Genomic DNA, 24,981 nt, shown 5'->3' with positions numbered 1-24,981 from the left:
TCATCGCATGTTCGCCATCGTGAAGAACTGCACCCGCGTCGCCGCCGCCTTGCGCGCGATCGCCTCCCGCTCGGCCGATTGCGCGCGCGCCAGCGGCTCGATCACCGCATCCAGCAGCGCGTCCCGCCGCCCCGGGTCCTGCAAGGCCGCGTCGAGCGCCGCCGAAAGCTCCGCCGCCCGCGCGTCGCGCCCCGCGCGGTACGCATGGCCCACCACATCGCCGCAGCGCACGGCGCAGCGCGTCACCGTCATCTCGCCGAGGTTGAACGGCGCGCCATCGCCGCCGGCGCGCCCGCGGGCCATCACCAGGCCCGTCTCCGGCCCGCGCAGCCGGACATGCGCGGGCAAGGCCGGCGCCGCATCCAGCCGCGCCGCGATCTCGGCGGCCGACGCCCGCGCCAGCACGCCCATCCATCGCCGCCGCGCCTCCGTCTTCGCGTCCATCACGCCGCCTCCGCCAGGGCCGCAACGGCCGGTGCCGCCCAGCCATCCGAATGGATCAGCCGCCCTTCCCGCCACACCGCGCGCACGCGGGGCGGGGGCGCATCCGCCGCCTCCGACAGGTTCACCAGCATCAGGTCGGCCCGACGCCCCGCCGCGATCACGCCGCGGTCGTCTAGCGCCGCGGCCTGCGCGGGATTCGCCGTCAGCAGCGCGACCGCCTCATGCAGCGCGATCCGCCCCTGCCGCACCCAGGCCACCACCGCTGGCAGCATCGCGCCCTGGTGGTAGTCGGCCGCCAGCGCGTCCAGCAGCCCGGCTTCCAGCACGGACAGCGCGGTGATGTTCCCCGTCATGGACCGCCCGCGCAGCGCGTTCGGCGCGCCCATCAACGTGATCATCCCGGCCTCGCGCGCCGCCCGCGCCGCCTCGAGCGTCACCGGGAACTCGGAAATCGTCGCGCCGAGCGAACGCATCAGCGCGACCTTCGCCGGCGTATCGTCGTCATGCGACGCGATCGGCAGGTTCTGCGCCCGCGCCATCGCCGTGACGTGCGACGCGATCTCCCAGGCCGGCGGCGCCGCCATCCGCCGGCGCGCGCGCTCCGCGGCCTCCTCCGGCGTCGTCCCGCTCGTCCGCGACGCGTAGTGGACGTATTGCTCCAGGTCGCGGTACTGCCCCTGCCCCGGCGTGTGGTCGGTCAGCGACACCATGTCCACCATCCCGCGTTCCAGCAGGTCACGCAGGATCGGCTCCGCGCGGGGATTGGTGATCTCGAACCGCGCATGCACCCGGAGGTCCACGCGGGCCTGCGGCTTGGCACGCGCCGCCGCCTCGACGGTCGCCCGCGCCCGTTCCTCCGACCGTGGCCCGCGCTTGCCCTCCGCGAACGACACGCCGGCATAGGCCGTCGTGACGCCGGAGGCCGCGAGTCGCGCGTCGAGGTTCAGCACCGCGACGTCCAGCGGGAAGTCGCAGTCCGGCCGCGGCTCCACCTCCTTCTCGATCATGTCGCCGTGCAGGTCCACGATCCCGGGCATGAGGGTCAGCCCCTCGCCCGACACGGAAGGCCCGCGCGCCGCGCCCTCAACGACCTCCGCGATCACCCCGCCTTCGATCCGCACGGCGCCGCGCGGCACCACCCGGTCCCGCAGGACCAGCCTCACGTCACCGAGCCACACGGTTCGTCCCCTCGAAGAGTCGCGTATTGTCGACGGAGAGCTGCACCCGCTCCCCCGCCCAGGCGGATTCGGACCAGGCGATCGGCACGCCCGCCATGTCCGCGTCCACCTTCCGCGTGACCAGCACGGGCTGCGTCGCGGGAATGTCGAGGTGCCGCGCCTCCTCCACCGTCGGCAGGCGCGCGATCACCACGCTCTTCAGCCGGAGGTAGTCCGTGACGCCGTACTCGCCGAGCACGGCGGTGATGCTGCGGCGCGCCCGCCGCGCCTCGATCATCCCGGGGAAGCGCCGCACGGGGTAGCACGACGTCGAGACGTTGATCGGCACGTCATCCGCCAGTCCCAGCCGCCGCACGTGATAGACTAGCTCCCCGGGCGGCAAGCGCAGCGCCTCCGCGACCTCCGGCGGCGCCGCGATCTCCTCCTCCAGCAGCGTCAGCCCTGCGGGCTCGCGCCCCTGGTCCATGAGATTCTGGGAAAAGCGCGTGCGTTCGGAGAGGCGGTAGTCCAGCACCGGCGCCTCCCGCACATAGGTCCCGCTGCCCTGCCGGACGCGGACCAAGCCCTGCTGCTCCAGCGCCTCCACGGCCCGGCGGACGGAGTGGCGGCCCACACCGAAGCGATCCATCAGCGCGGGCTCCGTCGGCAGCCGCGTCCCGGGGGGCAGGCGGCCGTCGCGGATTTCCGCGGTCAGGGTGGTCTCGACCTCTCGCCAGGGGGACATGGGCTTCATCGCGGTGGCCGACGGCTCATACATTCATCCGGATGATTGCGCGATGAAATCCGGATGACAAGTCCGGGACAGCAGCCCTGTCACGGGCACGCAACCGAACCGTCATCCGACTGACCTGGAAATTCGTCCGAATGGATTTACCCTGGCCGCCCGTAGATCGGAGACCCACCCGTGCAGCAGGCCGCCCGCTACGCCGACCCCGCCACCGCCTCGAAGCGCCTGGGGGAGGAGGTCTTCCTCCACCCCGGCGCGAAGGTCCGCGACAGCCGCTTCGGCCGCTACTGCGAGGTCGGCGAGGGCTCGAAGGTCGCGGAGACGGTCTTCGGCGACTACTCCTACGTCGCCGGCCACTCCGACATCATCTACTCGGAGATCGGGAAGTTCTGCTCCATCGCCGCCCAGGTTCGCATCAACCCGGGCAACCACCCGATGGAACGGGTGGCCCTGAACCACTTCACCTACCGCTCCTCCGCCTACGGCCTGGGCGACGACGATTCGGGCTTCTTCGACTGGCGGCGGGACCACAAGGTCACGCTGGGCCACGACGTCTGGATCGGCCACGGAGCCGTCGTGCTGCCGGGCGTGACCATCGGCACGGGCGCCGCCATCGGCGCGGGCGCCGTCGTCTCGAAGGACGTGCCGGACTTCGCGATCGTCGTCGGCGTCCCCGGCCGGATCCTGCGGTACCGCTTCGCGCCGGAGATCATCGCCGCCCTCCACCGAATCGCCTGGTGGGACTGGACGCATGACCGCCTCGGCGAAGCCCTGGCAGACTTCCGCCACCTCTCCGCCGAGGCCTTCTGCCAGAAATACGACCCGGCCTGACCTATCCGCGGTCGTCGATGAGCTGCCCGCGGCCGGTTGAATAGCCGGTGCACGGGCCGGCGACGACCCGCACACCCGCCCGCGCCGCGGGAGGTCCCGCGGCCGACCCCTGCCTACCGGGGCTCCTCCTCGGTGGGCTGCCCATCCTCGGTCGCGGGCGGGCGCCCCTCGGCCTCGGCGGCCTTCTGCTCCTGCTTCTTGCGGAGCTTCGCCTGGGCCTTCGCTTCCTTCTCGCGCTCGCGCTGCAGGCGTTCATGGTTGTAGTTTGGCTTCCGCATGCGGTCCTCTGGTTCGCTCCGGCCGAACATGACGGGTCTTCCACCATCCGTCACCAGCCGGTTCGCCGGGCGACGGTCCGAACCGGCCGCGCCCCCGCTTGCGCCAGCGCTCGGGCGGGTGATGCTTCGGCCCGCCGAGCCGGCCGACGGATACCCACAGCATGACGACTGACGAGGCGCGCCTCCGCGCCCAGGTTCTCATCACCGCCCAGGACCTCGCGGCCGAGCGCGACGACCCACGGCTGGTCGTCCTTGCGGTGGGCAACGCCGAGTACGGCATGCCCCCCGGCCCGCCCTTCATCCCCGGCGCGGTGCCCGTGGACATGCCGACCGACTTCGCGGGCCGCCCCGGCGGGACGCGCGGCAGCCGCCCCCTTCCCGAAATCGGCGACCTCCAGGCCAAGGCCCGATCCTGGGGCCTACGGGAGGACACCCGGGTCGTGCTCTACGACGACGACCGCCTCCTCCAGGCCGCCCGAGGCTGGTGGACGCTGCGCTGGGCCGGGATGACCGAGGTCCGGCTGCTGGATGGGGGCTTCCGCGCCTGGCGTGCCGCGCGCCTGCCCACGGCCGACTCGCGCCGGGAGCCCGAGACGGGCGACGTCTGCCTCTCCCCCGGCCACATGCCGACCCTGGACGCGGACGGCGCCGCTGCCTGGGCCCGCGACCGCCTGCTGCTCGATACCAGGGTGAAGGTGAACTACATCGGTGGACGGACCGCGCCGGGTGAACTCCGCCGCGGCCACATCCCCGGCACGATCTCCTCCCCCGCCCACGACGCGCTGACCGAGGCCGGGCCCTTCGCAGACCCCGCCACCCTTCGGCTTCTCTTCGACTCCCGGCGTCCGCCCCGGGCACGTCGCGACGACCTGCGGTGCCGGCGTTTCCGCCGCGCATACCGCCGCCGCCCTCGCGACCCTTGGCATCGAGGCGCCGATGTTCGTAGGGTCCTGGTCCGCCTGGGCCGCCGACCCCGCGCGCCCCGCCGTCATCGGCGGCAAGCCGCACGGCTGACCGGTACCACCCCCTCGAACGCGGGTGGGAGCCGCCAGCTGCCGGCGGCCGCGGCGGGTCCTCGTGCCGCCGGGGTTCCCCCTCCGCCGCTCCCGCGTTACGCCTGACGAATGCCCGACATCCACGCCCCCGACGACCACTCCTTCGACTTCGAGACGGTCATCGAGCGCCGGGGCACCGCCTGTTCAAAATGGACCCGCTACGGCAACGAGGTCCTGCCCCTGTGGGTCGCCGACACCGACTTCGCCGCCCCGCCGCCCGTGCTCGCCGCCCTGCGCAATCGGATGGAGCATCCGATCTTCGGCTACGCCGTCCCCGACGCCGCGGTGCGGGAGGCGATCGTCGGCGCCATGGCCCGGGATCACGGCTGGTCCATCGCGCCGGAGGACATCGTCTTCATCCCCGGCGTCGTTGCCGGCTTCAACATGGCCCTGCGCGCGCTCTGCCAGCCCGGCGACGGCGTGCTGGTGCAGACGCCGCTCTACCCCCCGATGCTCGCGGCACCCGGCTACTGGGGCATGGAGCGTGTCGAGGTCCCGCTACGCGCCGACGCGCAGGGCGCCATCCGGACGGACATGGAGGCCTTCCGGGCGGGCCTCGCGCGTTCCCGCGCCGTCATGCTCTGCCATCCCCACAATCCGCTCGGGCACGTCTATTCCCGCGACGAACTGGAAGAGATCGCCCGCGCCGCACTCGACGCCGGGGCCTGGATCATCTCCGACGAGATCCACTGCGACCTGCTCTACGACGGGCATAGGCACGTCCCGATAGCCACGCTGTCGCCGGAAGTCGCGGCGCGCACCGTCACGCTGATGTCGGCGGGCAAGACCTACAACCTCGCGGGCCTCAAGGCCTCCTTCGCGATCATCACCGATCCTGACGTCCGGCGCCGCTTCGACGCGCAGCGCACAGGCCTCGTGGACAGCCTCAACCCCTTCGGCCTGGAAGCGACCCGCAGCGCCTTCGCCGACTGCGCCCCCTGGCGCGCCGCGCTGCTGCGGTATCTCACCGCCAACCGCGACCACCTGATGCAGCAGATGGCCGCGCGCTTCCCCGGCATCCGCGTCCGCAAGCCCGAGGGCACCTTCCTCGCGTGGCTCGACTGCCGCGACCTCGACCTCGGCGACCCCCAGCGCTTCTTCCTCGAACGCGCCCGGGTCGCCTTCAACCCGGGGCCTGACTTCGGCGCGGCGGAGGGCACGGGCCACGTCCGCCTGAACTTCGGCTGCCCCCGCGCGACCCTCGACGCCGCGCTGGACCGAATGGAGGATGCGCTGCGGCAGCGCTGAACGGCGCAACTCGGGAGAGAGCGTCGCGCGGCTTGCGCGCCGTCTCGGCACGCGGAACGATGCGCGGATGACCAGCCGCCGCACCCTCCTCGCCGCCCTTCCCGCTTCCTTCGGTGCGGGCGCGCTCAGCGCGCCCGCCATCGCCCAGGGCAGCTACCCCAGCCGCCCCATCCGCGTCGTCGTTCCCTTCCCCGCCGGCGGCGCCACGGATGCCCAGGCCCGCGCCTTCGCCGAAGCCCTGGGCCAGAAGCTGGAAGCCCGCGTCGTCACCGAGAACCGCCCGGGCGCCGGTGGCAACCTCGGCGCCGAGGCCGTGATGCGATCCCCCGCCGATGGCTACACGCTGCTCGCCACCGGCCCGAACCTCATCAACACCCGCTACCTGGTGAAGGACACGCCCTTCCAGTGGGAGCGCGACTTCGACCCGCTGGGCATCATGTTCACGACCGACAACGTCCTGGCCGTGCACCCGTCGATCCCCGCCACCAACGTCGCCGAACTCGTCGCCCACCTGAAGGCGAACCCCGGCAAGCTGAACTACGGCTCCGCCGGCACCGGCGGCTCCATCCACCTCGCGACGCTCCTGTTCATGCGCATGACCGGCACCGACATGGTCCACGTTCCCTACCGCGGCGACGCGCCGGCGCGCACGGACCTGACCGCCGGCCGCATCCAGGTCATGTTCAACTCGGCCGCGACGAGCACGGAAAGCATCCGCGCCGGCCTCTGGCGCGGCCTCGCGACCACCGGCCCCACCCGCCTGCCGCAACTCCCCGAACTGCCGACGCTCATCGAGGCCGGCCTCGACGGCTACGTCGTGCAGTCCTGGATGGGCCTCTTCGGCCCCAAGGGCCTGCCCGCCCCCGTCACGGGTCGCATCCGCCAGGCCTTCGACGCCATCTTCGCCGACCCCGCCAACCGCGCAGGCTTTGAGCGCCTCGACGTCGCCGTCGCCCCGACGACGGCGGAGGAACACCTGAACATCATGCGCCTCCACGAACGGACCTGGGCGCCGATCCTCTCGACCTTCGACCCGCAATAGGCGGGCCTACCAGACCCCCAGCACACCCTTCGGATCCAGCGAGAGCCGCGCGACGCCTGGCCGCGCGGCGAAGACGATGACGGGGTGGAAGAGATACAGCCAGGGCGGGTTCTCGCGCAGCCGCCCGAGGCACCGGCCATAGGCCGCCTCCCGCGCGTCGTCCTCCACCTCCGCCCGCGCCGCGGTGAACAGCGCCTCGAACGCGCCGTCCTCGAAGCCCTGCCACCAGATCGCACGGCTGGCGGACGAGACCTTGTCGTCCAGCACGCGGAAGGTCGAATGCGGCGTGGAATCGAAGATGGCGAGGTCGCCCATCTCCTTCCGCCCAACCTCCCTCGCGTATTCCGGCCGGTCCGGCTGGACCGCGATCGTCACGTCGAAGCCGACGGCGCGCAGGTCCGCCGCCACGCGCTCGCTGATCTCCGGCGCCCGCTCCGGCATCGTCAGCGGCGTCCGCAGCACGACGGGCCCGCCACCACCCAACGCGTCCAGCAGCCGTCGCGCCGCATCCGGGTCGTATGGGATCGGCGCTGCCGCCGACGCGCGCATCCCGAGGTGCGACGGCGACACGACGGAGGACGACACTTCCCCCAATCCGTGGAACAGCCCGTCCACGATGGCGCGCTTGTCCACGGCAAGGTTCGCCGCCATCCGCGCGGCCGCCGACGCGAAGACGCCGTGCGAGGCGTTCAGGTAGTACATCACGGACATCGCATGCGCCGCCCGCCCCCATTCGAAGCGCGCGTCGAAGTCCGGCCCGCCCTCCAGGTGCTCCAGGTGCATCGCCGCGTCGGCCACCCCGCCCCGCAGCGCATCCCACCGCGCCGCGACGCCTGGCACCGCCGTCACCTCGATCCGGGCCGGCCCATCCCCCGAACACGCTGCAGCACGGCCGCGCGCTCGTTCTCCGCTTCGGCGACCCGGTACGGCCCCGTCCCCAACCAGGGCCGTCCCGCCGAATCCTCCCGGCACGGGAAGAACTCGGTGAACACGTCCAGCACGTCCGCGAAGGGGGTCGGGTTCTCCACCACGACCCGCCCCGGCCCGTCCGCCGCGATGCGTGCATCCCGCAGGTAGCGCGCGTAGGACCAGGGCATCCCGAACATGTCCACCGACCGCAGGATGCCCGTGACGAAGTCCAGCACGTGGCCCGACGTGCAGGGAACGCCGTCATGGAAAGTCGCGCCGTCCCGGATGTCGAAGACCCAGCGCCGCCCGGTCCCATCATGCGCCCAGCGCGCGAAAAGCCCGGGCCTCATCCGCCCGCCGGCTTCCCAGCGCAGCAGCGGCTCCAGGACGAGGTTCTTCAGCGTCAGCACGCCCGTCGAATCCGTCACCCGCGTCGCGGGCAGGAAGCGGACCGTCTCGGCCGCGATGCGGAGCGTGGGCACGCGGCATGGTGGGGGGATGGCCGCCCCCCCGCAATCCGCCGTATGAGCCGGCAGCTACCTGACGGAACGGACCCTCCGACGCGATGGATCGCGCGCCCCGAACGATTGCCTCCCGGGTGGTCCCGCCGGACCTCCGGGGCCGGTGGGTGGCGCTCCGCTTCGCCATTCCCGGAACGGACGGCAGGGCGCGCTTTTCCGTCGGCTTCGCTGACGCCGCGGGCAACGAGATTCCGGGCGGCATCCGGCTCCTGCCCCGCGCCGATGGCCTGACGGCTGTCGGCTTCGTCCCGCCGGACACCGCCGAGGCGAGGGTCGAGCGCGTCGGCCAGGCGTTCGGCGATGCCGAGCTGGAGATCCGTCCCATCGCCCGATGGCTGGCCGGCTTCCGGCTCCTGGCGGACGAGCCGCGGCGCCTACGGGCGTTCCTGCCGCCCTGGCCCCGCTCCCCCGCAGCCCTCGCCCGGCGCTTCCGCCAGGGCCTGATCACGCCGGTCACGCAGGGCGATGCCGTCGCCGAATACCGCGTCTGGGCCGCCCTGTTCGACACCTGGCAGCGCGGCCTGCTGCCGGCGCCGCCCGGCGCGCCCAGCCTCGGCATGCTCCTGCTCTCGCGCGACGATCGCTCGCCCGCCGCGACCCGGAGCCTTGCCTCCCTCAAAGGTCTGGAATCCGCGATCCCCTGGGCCGTCGCGCTGCCCGACCGGTGGCGCGACGCGGCCGAGGCGCTGGGGACCGATTACGTCGGTCTCCTCGCCCCGGGGGAGATCCTTCCGCCCTGGGCCGCCGCCCTCGCGGTCCGGGAACTCTCCCGGGCCGGCCGGCCCCCGATCGCCCTCGCCGACGAGGATGCCCTGGACGCCCCGGGGCTTCGCCGCGAGCCGGTCTTCCGCCCCCGTCCGAACCGCGCGCTGATGCTCAGCGGCACGCTCGCCGGGGGCTCTGGCTCCTGCGCCGGGACGTGCTGCTGCACCACGGCCCCGCGACCGCCGGCTCCGCCGCCGAGCTCCGCCTCGCCCTCTGGTTCGCCCATCATGAGGCGACCGGTGAGGACGGGGTCCGCCTGCCCTACGTCCTGTCCCACCGCGCACCGGAGGCCGAGCCGCCGGCGCCCGAAGCCCTCGCCGGGACGGCGCAGGACCATCTCCGCCGCACCTCCCTCCCCTTCGCGGTCGAGGCGGCAACGCCGCTGCGGCTGACCCTCCTCCGCGATACCCCGTGCCGACCCGTCACGGCCCTGGTTCCCTCGACCCTCCGGCCCGCCCACGCCCTGCGCTGCATCCGCGCCATCCTCGGCGGCACGGACCACCCGGACTTCCGGATCGAGGTCGGGGTGTCGCAGCCCCAGCCGCTCGACGACGCGCAGGGCCGCGCCGCCGCGGAGATCGAGGCGCATCCGAACGCCGCGGTGACCTGGCTCCCGGCCCCCCGGTTCAACTTCTCCTGGGTGAACAATTGCCTGGCCGAGCGCTGCGCGGGGCGCGACGTGCTTCTGCTGAACGACGACGTTTCGCCCATCGCGCCGGACTGGCTGCGGCGGATGGGGGTTGGCTCGCCGATCCCCGGGTCGGCGCCGTCGGGGTCCGCCTGCTCTACCCGACGGGCACGGTGCAGCACGGCGGCGTCATCATCGGCCTGTCGGGCCTCTGCGACCACGCGCATCGCGGCCTGCCGGGCGACGACCCGGGCTACGCGCACCGCGCCGTCCTGCCGCAGGAGCTGTCGGCCGTGACCGCGGCGTGCATGCTCGTCCGGCGGGAGGCCTACGACGCGGTCGGCGGCATGGATGAGGGCTACCCGAGCGCCTTCAACGACGTGGACCTGTGCCTCCGCATCGGCGAGGCGGGGCACAGGGTCGTCTACGACGGCGCCGTGACGCTGCACCACCACGAGTTGCAGACCTACGGCAACCACTACGCGGGGGAACGGGCCGCCCATCAGGCCGCGGAAGTCGCGCGCATGCGGGCCCGCTGGGCGCCGCTCGTTGCGGAAGACCCGTTCCACAACCCGAACTTGTCCCTCGAGTTCGGGCGCGAATGGGAGCCCGCCTTCCCGCCGCGGGCACCGGGGCCGGAGGGCTGAGGGAGGGGCACAGGGCCGGCGAGGGCCAGCGAGGTATGGGATCGGGCGGCTTCGGTCCTGAAAGGACGCGATGGTGACCCCGGGGTAGGCTGTGCCTCCCGCGGGTGGTCAGCGCAACGTCAGCCGGACCAGGCCAGGACGCGCCGAGGCGGACCTCAGCCCCGCACGCCGAGCGCGGCCGCATAGTCCGGGGCAGGCAGGCGAAAGGGCTGAGGTTCGCGCAGCCCCGGCTCGTCCGCGATCCGGCGCAGGATCGCGGCCGCCTCGCCCACATCCGCCTCGGCCCACCGCGCCTCGCCCATGTCGTAGGTGCCCTGCGGGTCGCGGGCCGGGACGAGCGTGTAGCCGACGGCGTGGCAGCCGGGACCCTGCATCACGTCCGTGCTGCCGGACCACCCCGTCGCGACCACAGGACGGCCCAGCGCCATCGCCTCCGCGATCGCGAGGCCGTAGCCCTCCGCCCGGTGCAGCGAGATCAGCACGTCCGCGTGGCGCATGAGCGCCCACAGATCCCGCCGCGGCAGATGCCGGTCCATCACGACGACGTTCCGATGCCGGGCTGCGGCCTCGGCGACGGGCGCCCATGCCGGGCCCGCATGCCCTGTCCCGTGCGTCTTCAACACCAGGACGCGGGCCGGATCGTCCCCGAAGGCCCGCGCATGGGCTTCGATCGCCGCCAACGGGTTCTTCCGCGCGACGGAGGACGCGGCGTCGAAGACGCAGAGCGACAGGAAGGCCCCCTCCGCGAGGCCCAGATCGGCGCGCGAGAGGGGCGACGGGTCCGGCGCCGGCGGCGGATGCGGCACGATGGTCGGCGCGGGGTGGCCGGGGCGCGCGAACACCTCCGCGCAGAAGCGGCTCGGCGCCCAGATGCGGTGGCAGGCGGCGTAGCCCCGGCGCCAGTCGGCCGGAAGGACCGGCAGCTCCCAGGCCCAGTAGGCGATGATCCGCTTTCCCGCGACCGCCCGCCGGCCGAGCGCCAGGAGGCCCCAGGGCAGCATCGGCCCGTTCACGTGGACGACGATCGTCCCCGGTCCCTCCGGCACGGCCCGTCCGGGCTCGGCATCTGAGATCGCCGGCCCCTGCCGGTGCGCCGCCGTCAGGTCGGCCGGGACCGGGTCGAGCCCCGCCATCCGCATCGCGCCGAGCATCCGCCGCGCCCCCTCCCCCAGCCCGGTGCGGGCGGAGAGATAGCCAGCCAGCACCAGCGGGCCGCGACCGGTCGGTTCTGGCGTCGCGACGCGGGGCGCCAGCACCGCCATCGCGCCGAACAGCGCCTCCCGCCGGGCCGAGCGGGGCAGCAGCGACCAGAGGCGGTGCCCCAGGGTATGGAATGCGGACATGTCCCGGCCTTTACGGGCCGCCGGCACGGTTGGTAAGCGACCGCCCATGCAGCCCCTGACCGCCGAGGCCGTCGCGCGCGCCGCGCGCACCACCGCCGGCGTGATGGAGGCGATCGCCGCCGACGCCCCGCTATGCGAAGCCACCGCCGAGGCGGCGAGGCGCTGCGTCGCCTCCCTGCGCGCGGGCGGCAAGCTCCTCCTCTGCGGCAATGGCGGATCGGCGGCGGATGCGCAGCACTGGGCGGCTGAACTGACGTCCCGCTTCATGTACGACCGCCCGGGACTGGCCGCCCTGGCGCTGACGGTGGACACCTCCGCCCTCACCGGCATCGGCAACGACTACGGCTACGACCGCATCTTCGCCCGCCAGGTCGAGGCGCTGGGGCGGGCAGGCGACGTGATCTTCGGCCTCTCGACCTCCGGACGCTCCGCCAACATCCTCGCGGCGCTGCGGTCCGCGCGGGAGCTCGGGATGACGACGGTCGGCTTCACCGGCCGCTCGGGCGGCGACATGGCCGCGTTCTGCGACCTGCTCCTGCGCGTGCCGAGCGACGTCACACCACGGATCCAGGAAGGCCACGAGGTCCTCGGCCACACGATTTGCGCGATGATCGAGGCCGAGATCTTCCCGCGGCCCTGACGGGTCGGGGCGGATCCACGCCGGAGAGGGAACCGCCGGGACAAGTGGACGCGCCCTTTAGGCGATGGCCGAGGCTCGTTGATGGCGACGGCGATTCGCCTGAAGCGAGCCTTGGTGTCTGAGCCCGGACGGGGCGTCTCGGCGGGTCTTTCGCGCCCCGCGTCGCGCCCCTGGCGCCCCTCCTGCGCGACGCCCGGCTTGCCGATGGCCGCGCTATCGGCGGCGCCGGGCGCCTCGCGTGACCGCGGATTCCCTCGCCGATCCGCTCCCGCCGGACTGCTGGGTCCGACACTAAGGCAGTCGGACCATCCCCGGGACGAGCTCGCCCGCGTCCCGCGCGCCGAGCATCGCCATGGCGCGGTCCAACTCGTCCCGCAGGATGCGAAGGGCGAGCGCTGCGCCCGCCTCCCCGCCAACGGCCGCGCCGTAGATCGTCGGCCGCCCAGCGAAGACCATCGCCGCGCCCATAGCCTTCGCCGCGGCGATATGTTCCCCGCGCCGCACGCCGGAATCGAGCATGACCGAAAGGCGCCCCCGCGCCGCCTCGACGCAAGCCGGCAGCATCGCGACGGGCGCCGCGGCCAGCCCGATCTGCCGGCCACCGTGATTGGACACGATCACCCCGTCCAGCCCGAGCCGCGCTGCTTCCTCCACGTCCTCCGGCGCCAGCACGCCCTTGGCGACGATCGGCCGCGGCCAGAGGTCGCGAAGGCGCGCCACCTCCTCCCAGGTCAGGTCGGCCGTGATCTGGCGCGACATGAAGGCCGCGAGCGTCGTGCTGCCGGCCCCCGCCGGCGCATAGGGCGCGAGCGAGGCGAAGGTCGGCGTCGGTCCCCGCGCCATCCGCATGGCCCAGGCCGGGTGCAGCACGAAGTCCAGCAGCGTCCGCGGTCCCAGCCGGAAAGGCAGCGCGAAGCCGTTGGCGAGGTCCCTCTCCCGCTTCCCCGGCGCCGGCACGTCGAGCGTCACGACGAGCACGCCCGCGCCGGCGTCCCGCGCCCGCCGCACCAGGTCATGCCCGACGCCGCGGTCCGCCGGCATGTAGAGCTGGAACCACAGGTGGTCCGGCACGGCGCGCGCCGCATCCTCGATGGCGGTGCTGGCGACGGTGGCCAGGATGTAGGGCACGTCCGCCGTCGCCGCCGCTCGCGCGATGGCGAGGTCCGCCCCGGGCCGGACGAGGTTCGCGAGCCCCGTCGGCGAGACCCCGAACGGCATCCCCCAGCGCCGCCCGAAGAGCGTGACGGAGGTGTCGCGCACCCCGACATCGCGCCCAACCCGCGGTACCAGCCGCAGGCCGTCGAAGGCCGTCACGTTCCCGGCCAGCGCGACCTCGTCCTTCGCGCCGCCGTCCACGTAATCGAAGACCAGCCGCGGCAGCACCGCCCGCGCCTGCTGGCGCAGCGCGCCGATCGAGGTCGCCTGCCTCAAGCGCCGCGCACCAGGAGGAGGGGCATCACTCCGGCGACAGCCGCGCCGACCGCGCCCGCGCCGTCCAGGCCGCCAGTTCCGACCGCCACATCGCCGCGAAGTCGGCGACCGGCTTGCCCCCGCCCGAGACCCCGTTCTGCTCCCAGGCCGCGCGCATCGGGGACGTTGCCAGGGCGCGGGCCACGGCGTCGCGCAGCCGCGCAGCCACCACCTCCGGCGTGCCGCGCGGGCCGAGCAGGCCGTACCAGGTCTCGACCTGGATGGACGGGAAACCGGATTCCGTCATCGTCGGCACGTCAGGCAGGGACGGCGCGCGCGTCGCCGAGGTCACGGCGATCGCGCGCACCGTGCCGCCGCGGATCTGCTGTGCCGCACTCGGCAGCGTTTCGAAGAAGAAGGGTACGCGCCCCGCGACGAGGTCGGTGATCGCGGGCGCGCTGCCGCGGTAGTGGATCGGCGTCAGTTCCACCCCTGCCGCCTCCCCGAACAGCGCGCCGGTCAGGTGGTGCAGCGTCCCGTTGCCGCCCGTCGCATAGTCCCGCGGGACCGTCCCGGCCTTCAGGCCCGCGACCAGCTCCGCGACGGTGCGCACCGGGGAAGCGGCGGGCACGATCAGCGCGTTGGGCGAGGACGCGATATCCGTCACCGGCACGAGGTCGCGCTCGCTGTCATAGGGCACGCGCTGGACCGCCGGGAGGATCGTGTGGTGCACCGCGCCGGCGAGGAAACGGTTGGAGTCCGCCGGCGACTTCGCGACGTAGTCCGCCCCGATGGCTCCGCCCGCCCCGGCGCGGTTCTCCACCACGACGGTCTGCCCCAGTGGCTCCCGCAGCCCCTCGGCCAGCAGGCGCGTCAGCGTGTCCAGCGACCCGCCAGGTGCGGAGGGCACGACTATGGTCACGGGGCGGTCGGGCCAGTTGCCCTGCGCCGCCGCCCGCGCCGCCGGCAACGACAGCGCGCCCGCCGCCAGATCTCGCCGCCCGATCATCGTCCGTTCCTCTCGATGCGCCGCGTGGACCGCGGTCGGATGTCGTTCATGGCCCGACCGGGGCCCTCAAGCCTTCCCCTTGCCGCGCGAGGTCGGGGCACACGCCAGATCCCGCAGCGCGTCGGGATCGGGGGAGAAGCCAAGGCCGGGCGTCTCGGGCAAGGTGATCCACCCCTTCTCCGGCCGCGGCAGGGGCCCGAAGAGCCGCTCCGTCACGAGCACCGCGAGGTGGTGGTACTCGACCAGCCCGCCATTCGCGAGCCCGGCATGCAGGTGCATGTTATGGTGCGTCCAGGCTCCGCCGTTGGCGATCGGCTGGTTGAAAGCCGCCGCCAGCCCCGCAGCCTTCAGGCACTGGGTGAAGCCGCCGCCGATCGCGACGTTCGGTTGCAGCACGTCCACCGCCCCGGCCGCGACAAGGGCGCGAAAGCGGTGCAGCAGCCCCTCGTTCTGCCCCGCCGCCAGCGGCACCCGCACCTGGGACCGCAAGGTCGCCAGTTGCGCCGGGTCGTTCTCCATCAGCGGCTCCTCGAAGAAGCCGATGTTGAGGTCCGCGATCCGCTCCGCGATCCAGCGGGCGTGGTAGGGATCGAGGGAGCAGTTGGCGTCCACGTAGATCGGCACGTCCGGCCCGGCCGCGTCCCGCACCGCGCGCACCCGCGCCAGATCCTCCCGCAGGACGTCGAGGATGGGCCGCGGCTCGTCGCGCCGCTGCATCGCGTGGTGGCCGACGACCATCTTCAGCCGCGTCGCGCCGCGCTCGGCGATCCAGTGCCGCGCCGCATCAGCCAGCGCGTCCCGATCCATGCTCGCGAAGCCGAAGGTGACGTAGACCGGCACGCGCGGCCGCGCGCCGCCGAGCAGCCGCCAGACCGGCTGCCCCAGCACCTTCCCCTTCAGGTCCCAGAGCGCCAGGTCCAGCGCCGCGATCGCGTGCGTCGCGTAGCCCGTCTGCCCGCGTGGGGAGAGCAGCCAGTACAGCCGGTCCCAGACCGCCTCGTGCGCCAGCGCGTCCATCCCGACCAGCGCGTGCGCCGCGACCTCGTTGATCGCGGCAGCGACCGGCTCCTCCTCGGTGATCGCGGTGATGCCGTGGCCGACGACCCCTTCCGCCGTTTCCACTTCCACCAGGACGAGAGAGAGCGACGACTCCTTCCGGTGGCCCGGGAGGTCGAAGGTGGCGGTGATGTTCAGTGGCGTGGCGCGCACCCGAGCGATCGCGGTCGAGGCGACACCTGGCGCGCGGGCCATGACGCCCCCGTCCGGCAACATCGTCCCATCCGCGCGCGCGGTTCCCGTATCGTTCAAGCCGGTTCCTCCCGGAGCGATGTGACGCGCCGGTGCCCGCGCTGTCACCTGCCGCTTCGCGAAGCCGGCCTTCGCGCAGCGCGAAGGTCGTCCGCGTGGCCGACGTCTTCCACGAAGGCGCGCGCCGCCTCGGGCAGCGCGTCGAAGCGTCGCGCCGCGATCACATGCTGCCGCTTCGCCCAGGGGTCGGAGAGCGGCCGCACCACCAGGCCCCGCCCCGCGACGCGCACCGCCCCGTCCGGCAGCACGGCCGCGCCAAGCCCGGCCTGCACCAGCAGAAGGACCGCCTCGAAGGAATAGACGGTCACGCGCAACGGCAACGGGCGCCCAGCCTCCTCGGCCGCCGCGCGCAGGGCGGCGTGCAGGGCGGTGTCCGGGTCCAGCCCGACAAGGTCGTGGCCCAGCAGGACCGAAAACGGAATGGCCCCGTCGCCGGCCGGGCCAGTGCCCTTCGGCTTCGCCGGTTTCGCCGTCTCCGCCGCGGACGGCCCGCGCCGCCGCGCCGCCATCGCCAGCGCCGGATGACCCGTGGGCAGCACGGCAACCAGGCGGTCCTCACGCCAATGCCGTGCCTCGCAGTCGGCGGGCACGTGGAGGGCGTCCATCAGGGCCAGGTCCACCGTCCCCTCCCGCAGGGCCGCCGCGGCCCCGCGCGAGGTCGTCTCGCGCAGGTCCAGCCGGAGCAAGCCATGCCGCGGGAGGAAAGCGCCCAGCGCCTGCGGCAGGAACTGCACGACGACGGAGGAGGTCGCGGCGATGCGCAACTGCCCCCGGACACCTTTCGCCGCATCGCGCGATTCGACCACCAGCCGCCGCAAACCCTCCGCCGCGGCACGCCATCCGGCCAGCGCCGCCTCCCCCGCCGGCGTCAGCCTCGTGCCCGTCCGGGTCCGCTCGGCAAGCCGCACGCCAAGGGCCGCCTCCAATTCCGCCAGGCGGCGCGACCCGGCGGCCAGCGCCAGGTTTAATCGCGCGCAGGCCGCGGAGAGCGACCCCGTCTCCGCCACAGCCTCGAAGAGGGAGAGGGAGACGAGGTCCAGCCGCCGCAGCGCTGGCCCGTCCGCCGCGGGCGGCCGCGCCGTCACGCGCCGGGCCGAGGGGTCAGTCGAAGCAGGTCACCATGGCCACGCGCATCGGGCCGTTCGCTACGGTGATCGTGTTCCGCTGCACCAGAGGTTCGGAGTTCCTCCGCGGCGATCCGTCCCAGAGCGAGCAGAACAGGCTCGCCGTCTGCCCCGGCGCTATGCCGTAGGGCGCATCGCGCAGGACCGACACCGCCTGCGCCAGGGCGACCGAGGCCGCGAGGCCGAGCCCGACCAACACACCACACAGGAACGACGCCGCTCGCCCACCGGCCATGGTCTGATCTCCCTCGTTGCCATGTCGTATCGTAGCGCATGGAACGAAGGCACGGCGACGGGACTTCGCCTAGGGCGGTGATGTGCGGCCTCCATCCGGCGGCAGGCGCGACAGCAACTCGGTGACGACCGTCTCCGGCGTGCGACCCGACGTCTCCACCGTGATCGTCGCGCGGGCGTAGAGGTCCTCGCGGCTCGACAGGATCGCCCGCAGGTCGGCCATGGCGTCGCGGTGGTCCCGCATCGGCCGGGTGTCGCCCTGTGCGAGCACGCGGGCCATATGCTCCTCCGGCGTCGCGCGCAGCCAGACCGTCGTGCAGGAATCGAGCAGCAGGGCGTAGGTCGCGGCATCCGCGACGATGCCGCCCCCCGTCGCAAGCACCATCGGCCCCTCCCCCGCCACGAGGCGCGACAGCGCCGCCCGTTCCAGACGTCGGAAGCCTTCCTGGCCCGATCGCTCGAAGACGTCGGAAAGCTCGGCGCCGGCCTCCCGCTCCACCTCACGCTGCAGTTCGACAAAGGGGCTACCGAGCCGCGCGGCGAGCAGCCGGCCGACCGTGGATTTCCCCGCGCCGCGCAGCCCCACGAGCGCGATCCGCCCCGCCCGGCCCGTGGCCGCCGGCCGGCCGAAACGCTCCGCCAGCAGGGCCCGCACCGCCGGCAGGTCCGAGTCCGGCAGCGCGGCGACCGCCGATTCGAGCAGCACCCGTTCCGCCGTCCGCTCCGGCGCATCGGAGACGAGGTCCGCGAGCCCCACGCCCAGCGCCCCGGCGACGCGGCGCAGCAGGAGGACGGAGATGTTGCCGTGGCCTGCCTCGATCTGGGCGATGTAGCGCTCGGACACCTCGGCCCGGCGCGACAGATCGCGACGCGTCACCCCCCGGCGGGCGCGGAGGGTACGAAGGCGCGTGCCGAGCGTATGGAGAAAGGTGGAAGCGGGATCGTCGGGAACGAGGGAGCCGTCAGCGGCCATTCGTGGCGATCCTGGCGGAGAGGGTGGGATTCGAACCCACGGTAGGGTTGCCCCTACTCCGGTTTTCGAGACCGGCCCAATCGGCCACTCTGGCACCTCTCCGGACGGGGCGCGGCATACACGCGCGCCCCCCGCTTCGCAACGTGCGGCTTGGCCGCGCGCGCCGTGGCCCACCTTGCGTACCGGGACCAAGCGGTGGGCGCGCTTCCCGGTTGCGCCGTCCGCACCGGGATGCCCCGTCCGTCAGGCGACGCAGCGCACCTGCACCCGGCGCAGCACGTCGGCGGTGGAGGGCGGGCTGGAGCCGGAGGTGCCGGTGAAGGACCCGACCGGCACTTCCGACGTCCCGGCCGGCAGCGAGCGGGTGGCTGACGGCTGCGCCGTGAACCCAGACGGCAGGCCGGCGCCGAGCGACACCACGGCGTTGATCGCGGCGTTCGACGTGTTCCGCACCCGGACGGAGTAGCGGATGATGACGACGCCGTAGCCACCGCCCTGCGAGGCGAAGGTGATCTCCGTCGCCTGGACGCGGCCGGAGCAATTCGTGACGGTCTGGGCGGAGGCCGCGCCGGGGATGGCGAGTGCGGCGATCCCGAGGGCGAAGGCGGCGAGGATGGAGCGAAGGGTCATGACGATTTCCTGAAACGCGGACCCTTCGTGCCTCCTGCCAGGTCCGGAATCAAACCACCGCGCAACGATTTCGGCGATAGGATCAGCCTATCGCACTACGGGCCGATGGCGCGTCGGGGCCTCTGACCAGCATGCATCCGCCAGGAGGGTCCTGCTCTCGCCCTGGTTGACGAGCGCGCCACCCCTCCCCTATACGGCGCGCTCCCCGGCGGCCCCCTCTCGGAAGGCGGGCCCCCGGCCATCCGACATGACTGCGCCCCACGCGGTAAGTGTAGAGAACGGTACCACCCCATGAACTTCGCTGTCATCCGCACCGGCGGCAAGCAATACCGCGTGACGCCCGACGCCGTCCTGAAGGTCGAGAAGCTGGAGGCCGAGCCCGGCTCCACCATCACCTTCCACGAGGTCCTGGCGATCGGCGGCGAGGCCGGCCTGACCATCGGCGCCCCGACCGTTCCCGGCGCGACCGTGACGGCCGAGGTCGTCGAGCAGACGCGCGGCGATAAGGTCATCATCTTCAAGAAGCGCCGCCGGCAGAACTCCCGCCGCAAGAACGGCCACCGTCAGCACGAGACGGTGCTCCGCATCTCCGCGATCGCGGCGGCCTGACGACATCGCCTGACGTAAGGGACACTCCACCATGGCACACAAGAAGGCAGGCGGCTCCTCCCGCAACGGGCGCGACTCCGCGGGCAAGCGCCTTGGCGTGAAGCTCTTCGGCGGCCAGACTGTCCGCGCGGGCAACATCATCGTCACGCAGCGCGGGACGAAGATGATGCCGGGCCGCAACGTCCTCGTCGGCCGTACCCACTCCATCCACGCCGCCGTGGACGGGCACGTGAAGTTCGAGCGCAAGGCGGAGGGCCGCGTGGCCGTCTCCGTGGTGCCGGTCCAGCAGGCCGCCGAGTAAACCTCGGCCCCGCGCCGAGCGTCATGACGGGGGCCCTCGCGGCCCCCGTTTTCGTTCCGGCCCCCCAGGGTGACCGCGCGGCGGCCCCTCCCCCAGATCAGGACCTTGCCCCGATGAAGTTCCTCGATGAGGCAAAAGTCCACCTCAAGGCCGGCGACGGCGGCGACGGCGTCGTCGCCTTCCGGCGCGAGAAGTACATCGAGTTCGGCGGCCCCGACGGCGGCAATGGCGGGCGCGGCGGGGATGTGTTGGTCGAGGCGGTGGATGGCCTGAACACCCTCATCGACTACCGCTACGCCCAGCACTTCCGGGCGCGGAAAGGCGGCAACGGCGCGGGCTCCGACCGCACCGGGGCGGCCTCGGACGACGTGGTCCTGAAGGTCCCCGTCGGCACCGTCGTCCTGGACGAGGACAAGGAAACGGTCCTCGCCGACCTGACCGAGCCTGGCCAGCGCGCGATCCTTTGTCGCGGCGGCGATGGCGGCCACGGCAATGCCCATTTCAAGTCCAGCACCAACCGCGCCCCGCGCCGCGCCGACAAGGGCTACCCCGGCGAGGAGCGCGCGGTCTGGCTGCGCCTGAAACTCATCGCCGATGCAGGGCTGGTCGGGCTGCCGAATGCCGGCAAGTCCACCTTCCTCGCGGCCAGTTCCGCCGCGAAGCCGAAGATCGCCGACTACCCCTTCACCACCCTTCATCCGCAGCTCGGCGTCGTGCGCCTGAACGCGACGGAAGAGTTCGTCCTGGCCGACATCCCCGGCCTGATCGAGGGCGCGCATGAGGGCGCCGGCCTCGGCGACCGCTTCCTCGGCCATGTCGAGCGCTGCGCCGTCCTGCTTCACCTGATCGACGGCACCCAGCCTGACCCGGTGGAGGCCTACCGCACCGTCCGCGCCGAACTTGAAGGCTACGGCAACGGGCTCGCGGACAAGCCGGAGATCCTCGCCCTCAACAAGGCCGACGCCATGACGCCCCAAGCCCGGACGTCGCGCATGAAGGCGCTGGAGCGTGCCACGGGGCAGGCGCCTGCGCTGATCAGTGGCGCGACCGGCGACGGCGTCCCGGAATTGCTGCGCCGCTTGGCCGATGCGGTCGCGAGGGAACGGTCGGTCCGCGCGGCCGCCCCGGCCTGACCACGGCCGGGCGCGTCCGGCCGATTGCTGTTCGCGTGCCCCGGGGCGTGAGCCGCGTCAGAGGTTGCGGCGCGCGTCCCGAAGCGACGGCAGGCCAATCCCCGTCGCCTCGAACCCGCCATCCACGGCGATCACCTGGCCCGTGACGTAGGACGCGCGTTCCGTGCAGAGGAAGACGATCATCTCGGCCAGTTCCGTCTCCAGCCCGTAGCGGTTCAGCGGGATGGCGTCGTGGTAGGCGGCGCGGATGTCCGGCGTGTGGACCGCCTTGGCCATCGCCGTGTCCACGGGCCCAGGCGCCACCGCATTCACGCGGATGCCGAGCGAGGCCAGTTCCACCGCCGCCTGCTTCGTCAGGTGCGCCAGCGCCGCCTTGCTTGTCCCGTAGGCGACGCGAAGGGTGGAGGCGCGGAGGCCCGAGATCGACGTGATGTTGACGATGGCACCGCCCCCGCCCTCCGCCATGACCGGCGCGACGGCGCGGATGAGCAGGAACGGCCCGGTCAGGTTCACGCCGAGCACGCGGGACCATTCCTCAGTCGTCGTCTCCAGCAGCGGCTTGAAGACCGCGACGCCCGCGTTGTTCACCAGCGCGTCCAGACGGCCGAAGCGGTCCCTCGCCGCCGCGGTGGCAGCCGCGACGTCATCCTCCCGCGACACGTCGGCATGCAACGCGAGCGTGCGATCGGGCTGACCGATGTCGCCTAACGCCGCCGCAACGAGCTTGGGATCCACGTCGAGGAGGGCGACGTTCCAGCCCTCCTGAAGGAAGCGCCGCGCGGTCGCGAGGCCGATGCCGCGGCCGGCGCCGGTGACGAGGGCGACCTTCGTCACCGGCGGCACGCCGCGTTACTCGGCCGGCGCGGGGATCGGTCCCGGCGCAGTGCGGGCGCGGCTGAAGCGCCGCGCCAGCCCCTCGAAGCCGAGGTAGAGCACAGGGGTCACGAAGAGCGTCAGCACCTGCGAGACCGCGAGGCCGCCGACGATGGCGAGGCCGAGCGGCTGCCGCAGTTCCGCCGCCGCGCCCCATCCCGCCGCGATCGGCACGGCGCCGGCCGCGGCGGCGAGCGTGGTCATGAGGATCGGCCGGAACCGGACGACGCAGGCCTCCCGCACCGCGGAACGCGCCGGTTCCCCGGTTCGCTGCCGCGTCAGGGCCACGTCCACGATCATGATCGCGTTCTTCATCACGAGGCCGACGAGCAGCAGCGTGCCGATGACCGCGATGACCGACAGGTCCAGCCCGAACCACCAGAGCGTCGCGAAGGCGCCGAGCCCCGCCGCCGGCAGGCCGGAGAGGATCGTCAGCGGGTGGATCAGGCTCTCGTAGAGGACGCCCAGCACCACGTACATGATGAGGATGGCCGAGATGATCAGCACGCCTTGGCCCGCCAGCGCCTGCTGGAAGACCTGCGCCGCGCCGGAGAAGCCCGTCGTGACCGTCGGCGGCAGGCCGAGGTCGTTCTCCACCGCGCGGATGGCGTTCACCGCGTCGCCGAGCGCCACGCCCGGCGGCGTGTTGAAGCCGATGACGACGGCGGGCAGCTGCCCCTGGTGCGACACGTTCAGCGGGCCGACCCGCCGCTCGATGGAGGCGACGGCCGAGAGCGGGACCAGCCGGGTCTGCCCCGGCGCCAGCCCGGCCTGCGCCCCCTGACCCGTCGCGCGGAGGTAGAGCTTCGCGAGGCCGGATTCGTCCCGCTGGTCCTCGGGCAGGGCCTCCAGGATCAGGGGATAGGCGTTCGACTGGCCGTAGATCGTCGAGATCTGCCGCGCCCCAAAGGCCGAGAACAAGGCCTGCCGCGCCTGGTCCACCGTCACGCCGAGGGAGGTCGCGCGGTCGCGGTCCACATTCACCAGGACCACCGGGCTGTCGAGCTGGAGGTCGGTGTTCACGTCCTGCAACTGCGGCAGGCGGAGCAGCCGCGTCTCCAGCCGCTGCGCCCAGTCGTAGAGCTCTTCAAGCTGTAGGCCCTGAAGCGTGTAGAGGTACTGCGTGCGTGTCTGCCGCGCCCCGAAGTTCAGGTTCTGGATCGGGCTCATGAAGACGCGGAGGCCGGGGATCGAGTTCGCGGGACCGCGCAGCCGCTGGATCACCGTGCTGACGTCCGGCCGCTCGCTCCGCGGCTTCAGCTGGACGAAGAGCCGGCCCTGGTTGATCGAGACGGAGCCGCCGGTCGCGCCGAGGTTCGACACGACGGTGTCCACGTAGGGCGAGCGCTTCAGGACCTCGACCAGCCGGCCCTGCATCTGGGTCATCGCGTCGATCGAGGCGCCGCGCGGTCCCTCCGTGCTGACAGTCATCAGCCCCGTATCCTCGACGGGGAAGAAGCCCTTGGGAATGACGTAGGCCATCCAGCCCGCGGCCAGGACGGAGCCGAGGAACATCACCCAGACGATCAGACGGAAGCGCAGGGCGAGGTCGAGCGACCAGGCATAGGCCTTCTCGATGCCGACAAAGCCACGCTCCAGCGTGCGGTCGAGCAGGCCGGGCTTGGCGTGGGCGTTGTGGCCCTTGAGCTTGCTCGCCATCAGCGGCGTGAGCGTGAGGGAGACGACGCAGGACGCGATGACGGCGAGGGAGACCGTCGCCGCGAAGGCATTGAACACGCGCCCGACGACGCCGCCCATCAGAAGGATCGGCAGGAAGACCGCGATCAGGGCGACGGTGATGGAGATGATGGTGAAGCCGATCTCCCGCGCGCCGCGGATGGCGGCGGCCATCGGCGCCATGCCTTCCTCGATATGCCGCACGATCGCCTCGAGCATGACGATCGCGTCGTCCACGACGAGGCCGACCGCGATGGTCAGGCCGAGGAGCGTGACGTTGTCGATGCCGTAGCCCAGCGCGTACATGAGCCCGAACGTCGCGCAGAGCGAGATCGGGACCGCCACCGTCGGGATGATCGTCGCCGTCAGGCGCCGCAGGAAGAGGAAGCAGACGAGGACGACGAGCCCGATCGCGATGATGAGCGACTCCTGGACGTCGTGCACCGCATCGCGGATCGAGGTGGAACGGTCCAGCATGAACTGGATCTGGGCGCCGGGCGGCAGGGCGGATTGCAGCGCCGGGATGGTCGCGCGGACGCCGTCCACCACCTCCACCGTATTGGCGTCGGGCTGGCGGAAGACCGCGAGGACGAGGGAGCGCTCCCCGTCGCGCCAGGCGCGGACGCGCTCGTTCTGGACGCTGTCCACCACCTCCGCGATCTCGCCCAGGCGCACCGGGGCCTGGGGGCGGCCGGCGACGACGAGGTTCGCGAAGGCCTCGGCGTTCTGCGGCTGGTCGTTTGCGCGGAGGGTGAGCTGCTGCCGCTCCCCGTTCAGCAGCCCCACGGGGGTCGAGGAATTGGCCGCCGTGATCGCCTGCTGCACCTGGTCGAAGGCCAGGCCCATGGCCGCGATCCGGTCCGGGTTCAGCCGGACGCGGACGGAATAGAGCTGCTCACCGAAGGTCTGGACCTGTGCGACGCCCGTCACGCGCGACAGCGCGGGCCCGATGATCGAGGATGCCACGTCGTTCAGGCGATAGAGCGGCGTGTCGCCGCCCGTCAGCGTCAGCAGGATGACCGGTGCGTCGGCCGGGTTGACCTTCCGGTAGGAAGGGGGCGTCAGCATGTCCACGGGCAGGCGGCGCTGCGCCCGGGTCAGCGCGGCCTGCACGTCCTGCGCCGCGGCGTCGATGTTGCGGTTCAGGGTGAACTGAATGGTGATCTGCGTCGTGTCCTGCCCGTTGACGGAGGACATCGATTCGAGGCCGGCGATGGTCGAGAACTCGCGCTCGAGCGGCAGGGCGACGGAGGTCGCCATCGTCTCCGGGGAGGCGCCGGGGAAGTTGGCGAAGACGGTGATGACCGGGAAGTCCACTCGCGGCACGGCCGCGACCGGCAGCCGCGTGTAGGCCACGATCCCCGTGACGACCGCTGCGATCGTCAGCAGGAAGGTCGTGACGGGTCGGCGGATGCAGAGCTCGGAGATGCTCATCCGGATCCTG

At 72.8% G+C, this 24,981-nt stretch carries 26 protein-coding genes and 1 tRNA gene; 10 read left to right on the top strand and 17 right to left on the bottom strand.

Going from position 1 to position 24,981, the window contains the following annotated elements:
* The 3 genes from phnG to phnF are packed head-to-tail and all read right to left on the bottom strand — an operon-like array spanning position 1 to position 2,346.
* Positions 1–444, bottom strand: a complete 444-nt coding sequence (gene phnG, locus ACE7GA_RS15370) for a phosphonate C-P lyase system protein PhnG (protein ID WP_376088030.1) — start codon at positions 442–444, stop codon at positions 1–3.
* Entirely contained in the window at positions 444–1,607 is a 1,164-nt protein-coding gene (locus ACE7GA_RS15365; protein ID WP_376088027.1) for an alpha-D-ribose 1-methylphosphonate 5-triphosphate diphosphatase, read from the bottom strand. Before ACE7GA_RS15365 ends, phnG begins: the two co-directional genes overlap by 1 nt.
* A gap of 1 nt (position 1,608) precedes the next feature.
* Positions 1,609–2,346, bottom strand: a complete 738-nt coding sequence (phnF, locus tag ACE7GA_RS15360) for a phosphonate metabolism transcriptional regulator PhnF (RefSeq protein WP_376088024.1) — start codon at positions 2,344–2,346, stop codon at positions 1,609–1,611.
* A 180-nt stretch (positions 2,347–2,526) separates the two neighbouring features.
* On the opposite strand from phnF, the gene ACE7GA_RS15355 reads away from it, so the two are divergent.
* Positions 2,527–3,180 (top strand): chloramphenicol acetyltransferase, encoded by a 654-nt coding sequence (locus ACE7GA_RS15355; RefSeq protein WP_376088021.1) that lies wholly within the window; start codon positions 2,527–2,529, stop codon positions 3,178–3,180.
* Positions 3,181–3,293: 113 nt separating this feature from the next.
* On the opposite strand, the gene ACE7GA_RS15350 is transcribed toward ACE7GA_RS15355, so the two are convergent.
* Positions 3,294–3,458 carry a hypothetical protein gene (locus ACE7GA_RS15350; RefSeq protein WP_376088018.1) on the bottom strand — a complete coding sequence of 55 codons (165 nt, stop codon included), beginning with the start codon at positions 3,456–3,458 and terminating at the stop codon, positions 3,294–3,296.
* A 161-nt stretch (positions 3,459–3,619) separates the two neighbouring features.
* Here ACE7GA_RS15350 and ACE7GA_RS15345 point away from each other — a divergent pair, with 161 nt between their 5' ends.
* The 3 genes from ACE7GA_RS15345 to ACE7GA_RS15335 all read left to right on the top strand — a co-directional run bounded on the left by ACE7GA_RS15345 (position 3,620) and on the right by ACE7GA_RS15335 (position 6,803).
* The gene (locus ACE7GA_RS15345; protein ID WP_376088015.1) at positions 3,620–4,579 is read left to right on the top strand and encodes a sulfurtransferase; all 960 of its coding nucleotides are present in this window, start codon (positions 3,620–3,622) and stop codon (positions 4,577–4,579) included.
* Positions 4,580–4,582: 3 nt separating this feature from the next.
* Complete coding sequence (locus ACE7GA_RS15340; RefSeq protein WP_376088012.1) at positions 4,583–5,761, top strand: MalY/PatB family protein; 1,179 nt, start codon at positions 4,583–4,585, stop codon at positions 5,759–5,761.
* 67 nt (positions 5,762–5,828) lie between these two features.
* A complete protein-coding gene (locus ACE7GA_RS15335) occupies positions 5,829–6,803 on the top strand; it encodes a Bug family tripartite tricarboxylate transporter substrate binding protein (protein ID WP_376088009.1) in 975 nt (324 codons plus the stop codon).
* Positions 6,804–6,809: 6 nt separating this feature from the next.
* On the opposite strand, the gene ACE7GA_RS15330 is transcribed toward ACE7GA_RS15335, so the two are convergent.
* Together ACE7GA_RS15330 and ACE7GA_RS15325 are read right to left on the bottom strand one after the other, a co-directional pair.
* Positions 6,810–7,643, bottom strand: a complete 834-nt coding sequence (locus ACE7GA_RS15330) for an ABC transporter substrate-binding protein (RefSeq protein WP_376088006.1) — start codon at positions 7,641–7,643, stop codon at positions 6,810–6,812.
* A gap of 5 nt (positions 7,644–7,648) precedes the next feature.
* On the bottom strand, positions 7,649–8,194 hold the full coding sequence (locus ACE7GA_RS15325; RefSeq protein ID WP_376088003.1) for an ABC transporter substrate-binding protein: 546 nt from the start codon (positions 8,192–8,194) through the stop codon (positions 7,649–7,651).
* 146 nt (positions 8,195–8,340) lie between these two features.
* Between ACE7GA_RS15325 and ACE7GA_RS15320 the strand changes: the two genes are divergently transcribed.
* Both ACE7GA_RS15320 and ACE7GA_RS15315 read left to right on the top strand, forming a co-directional pair.
* Positions 8,341–9,390: a hypothetical protein gene (locus ACE7GA_RS15320; RefSeq protein ID WP_376088000.1), complete on the top strand. Its 1,050-nt coding sequence runs from the start codon at positions 8,341–8,343 to the stop codon at positions 9,388–9,390.
* A gap of 256 nt (positions 9,391–9,646) precedes the next feature.
* The gene (locus tag ACE7GA_RS15315; protein WP_376087997.1) at positions 9,647–10,273 is read left to right on the top strand and encodes a glycosyltransferase family 2 protein; all 627 of its coding nucleotides are present in this window, start codon (positions 9,647–9,649) and stop codon (positions 10,271–10,273) included.
* Between the two features lie 155 nt (positions 10,274–10,428).
* Here the strand turns inward: ACE7GA_RS15315 and ACE7GA_RS15310 are convergent, their stop codons facing one another.
* A complete protein-coding gene (locus ACE7GA_RS15310) occupies positions 10,429–11,616 on the bottom strand; it encodes a glycosyltransferase (protein ID WP_376087994.1) in 1,188 nt (395 codons plus the stop codon).
* A 46-nt stretch (positions 11,617–11,662) separates the two neighbouring features.
* Between ACE7GA_RS15310 and ACE7GA_RS15305 the strand changes: the two genes are divergently transcribed.
* On the top strand, positions 11,663–12,256 hold the full coding sequence (locus tag ACE7GA_RS15305; RefSeq protein WP_376087991.1) for a D-sedoheptulose 7-phosphate isomerase: 594 nt from the start codon (positions 11,663–11,665) through the stop codon (positions 12,254–12,256).
* Between the two features lie 291 nt (positions 12,257–12,547).
* Here ACE7GA_RS15305 and ACE7GA_RS15300 read toward each other — a convergent pair whose 3' ends face one another.
* The 8 genes from ACE7GA_RS15300 to ACE7GA_RS15265 form a co-directional block, all read right to left on the bottom strand.
* A complete protein-coding gene (locus ACE7GA_RS15300) occupies positions 12,548–13,687 on the bottom strand; it encodes an alpha-hydroxy acid oxidase (RefSeq protein ID WP_376087988.1) in 1,140 nt (379 codons plus the stop codon).
* Positions 13,688–13,712: 25 nt separating this feature from the next.
* Entirely contained in the window at positions 13,713–14,675 is a 963-nt protein-coding gene (locus ACE7GA_RS15295) for a Bug family tripartite tricarboxylate transporter substrate binding protein (RefSeq protein WP_376087985.1), read from the bottom strand.
* 66 nt (positions 14,676–14,741) lie between these two features.
* Positions 14,742–15,983: a mandelate racemase/muconate lactonizing enzyme family protein gene (locus ACE7GA_RS15290; RefSeq protein WP_376087982.1), complete on the bottom strand. Its 1,242-nt coding sequence runs from the start codon at positions 15,981–15,983 to the stop codon at positions 14,742–14,744.
* Positions 15,984–16,027: 44 nt separating this feature from the next.
* A complete protein-coding gene (locus tag ACE7GA_RS15285; protein ID WP_376087979.1) occupies positions 16,028–17,068 on the bottom strand; it encodes a LysR family transcriptional regulator in 1,041 nt (346 codons plus the stop codon).
* Positions 17,069–17,084: 16 nt separating this feature from the next.
* Positions 17,085–17,342: a hypothetical protein gene (locus ACE7GA_RS15280; protein WP_376087976.1), complete on the bottom strand. Its 258-nt coding sequence runs from the start codon at positions 17,340–17,342 to the stop codon at positions 17,085–17,087.
* Between the two features lie 69 nt (positions 17,343–17,411).
* Complete coding sequence (locus tag ACE7GA_RS15275; RefSeq protein ID WP_376087973.1) at positions 17,412–18,314, bottom strand: helix-turn-helix transcriptional regulator; 903 nt, start codon at positions 18,312–18,314, stop codon at positions 17,412–17,414.
* Between the two features lie 12 nt (positions 18,315–18,326).
* A tRNA-Ser gene (locus tag ACE7GA_RS15270) sits at positions 18,327–18,416 on the bottom strand.
* Positions 18,417–18,557: 141 nt separating this feature from the next.
* A complete protein-coding gene (locus ACE7GA_RS15265; RefSeq protein WP_376087970.1) occupies positions 18,558–18,944 on the bottom strand; it encodes a hypothetical protein in 387 nt (128 codons plus the stop codon).
* 291 nt (positions 18,945–19,235) lie between these two features.
* Here ACE7GA_RS15265 and rplU point away from each other — a divergent pair, with 291 nt between their 5' ends.
* The 3 genes from rplU (at position 19,236) to obgE (ending at position 20,987) form a co-directional block, all read left to right on the top strand.
* On the top strand, positions 19,236–19,553 hold the full coding sequence (gene rplU / locus ACE7GA_RS15260; protein WP_376087967.1) for a 50S ribosomal protein L21: 318 nt from the start codon (positions 19,236–19,238) through the stop codon (positions 19,551–19,553).
* 31 nt (positions 19,554–19,584) lie between these two features.
* Complete coding sequence (gene rpmA / locus ACE7GA_RS15255; RefSeq protein ID WP_376087964.1) at positions 19,585–19,854, top strand: 50S ribosomal protein L27; 270 nt, start codon at positions 19,585–19,587, stop codon at positions 19,852–19,854.
* A gap of 113 nt (positions 19,855–19,967) precedes the next feature.
* On the top strand, positions 19,968–20,987 hold the full coding sequence (gene obgE, locus ACE7GA_RS15250; protein ID WP_376087961.1) for a GTPase ObgE: 1,020 nt from the start codon (positions 19,968–19,970) through the stop codon (positions 20,985–20,987).
* A gap of 57 nt (positions 20,988–21,044) precedes the next feature.
* On the opposite strand, the gene ACE7GA_RS15245 is transcribed toward obgE, so the two are convergent.
* The gene (locus ACE7GA_RS15245) at positions 21,045–21,830 is read right to left on the bottom strand and encodes an SDR family NAD(P)-dependent oxidoreductase (protein ID WP_376087958.1); all 786 of its coding nucleotides are present in this window, start codon (positions 21,828–21,830) and stop codon (positions 21,045–21,047) included.
* Between the two features lie 6 nt (positions 21,831–21,836).
* Positions 21,837–24,971: an efflux RND transporter permease subunit gene (locus tag ACE7GA_RS15240; RefSeq protein WP_376087955.1), complete on the bottom strand. Its 3,135-nt coding sequence runs from the start codon at positions 24,969–24,971 to the stop codon at positions 21,837–21,839.
* Between the last annotated feature and the right edge of the window lie 10 nt (positions 24,972–24,981).

The sequence above is a fragment of the Roseomonas sp. CCTCC AB2023176 genome, from assembly GCF_042259275.1.
Taxonomy (GTDB): domain Bacteria; phylum Pseudomonadota; class Alphaproteobacteria; order Acetobacterales; family Acetobacteraceae; genus Roseomonas.
This window is presented reverse-complemented; position numbering and strand designations above follow the sequence as displayed.

Bases quoted from the DNA above. Each gene is read 5' to 3' on its own strand.
- phnG (WP_376088030.1), bottom strand. From the start codon at position 444: ATGGACGCGAAGACGGAGGCGCGGCGGCGATGGATGGGCGTGCTGGCG.
- phnF (WP_376088024.1), bottom strand. From the start codon at position 2,346: ATGTCCCCCTGGCGAGAGGTCGAGACCACCCTGACCGCGGAAATCCGC.
- ACE7GA_RS15350 (WP_376088018.1), bottom strand. From the start codon at position 3,458: ATGCGGAAGCCAAACTACAACCATGAACGCCTGCAGCGCGAGCGCGAG.
- ACE7GA_RS15345 (WP_376088015.1), top strand. From the start codon at position 3,620: ATGACGACTGACGAGGCGCGCCTCCGCGCCCAGGTTCTCATCACCGCC.
- ACE7GA_RS15340 (WP_376088012.1), top strand. From the start codon at position 4,583: ATGCCCGACATCCACGCCCCCGACGACCACTCCTTCGACTTCGAGACG.
- ACE7GA_RS15335 (WP_376088009.1), top strand. From the start codon at position 5,829: ATGACCAGCCGCCGCACCCTCCTCGCCGCCCTTCCCGCTTCCTTCGGT.
- ACE7GA_RS15310 (WP_376087994.1), bottom strand. From the start codon at position 11,616: ATGTCCGCATTCCATACCCTGGGGCACCGCCTCTGGTCGCTGCTGCCC.
- ACE7GA_RS15305 (WP_376087991.1), top strand. From the start codon at position 11,663: ATGCAGCCCCTGACCGCCGAGGCCGTCGCGCGCGCCGCGCGCACCACC.
- ACE7GA_RS15295 (WP_376087985.1), bottom strand. From the start codon at position 14,675: ATGATCGGGCGGCGAGATCTGGCGGCGGGCGCGCTGTCGTTGCCGGCG.
- ACE7GA_RS15280 (WP_376087976.1), bottom strand. From the start codon at position 17,342: ATGGCCGGTGGGCGAGCGGCGTCGTTCCTGTGTGGTGTGTTGGTCGGG.
- ACE7GA_RS15275 (WP_376087973.1), bottom strand. From the start codon at position 18,314: ATGGCCGCTGACGGCTCCCTCGTTCCCGACGATCCCGCTTCCACCTTT.
- ACE7GA_RS15265 (WP_376087970.1), bottom strand. From the start codon at position 18,944: ATGACCCTTCGCTCCATCCTCGCCGCCTTCGCCCTCGGGATCGCCGCA.
- rplU (WP_376087967.1), top strand. From the start codon at position 19,236: ATGAACTTCGCTGTCATCCGCACCGGCGGCAAGCAATACCGCGTGACG.
- rpmA (WP_376087964.1), top strand. From the start codon at position 19,585: ATGGCACACAAGAAGGCAGGCGGCTCCTCCCGCAACGGGCGCGACTCC.
- obgE (WP_376087961.1), top strand. From the start codon at position 19,968: ATGAAGTTCCTCGATGAGGCAAAAGTCCACCTCAAGGCCGGCGACGGC.
- ACE7GA_RS15240 (WP_376087955.1), bottom strand. From the start codon at position 24,971: ATGAGCATCTCCGAGCTCTGCATCCGCCGACCCGTCACGACCTTCCTG.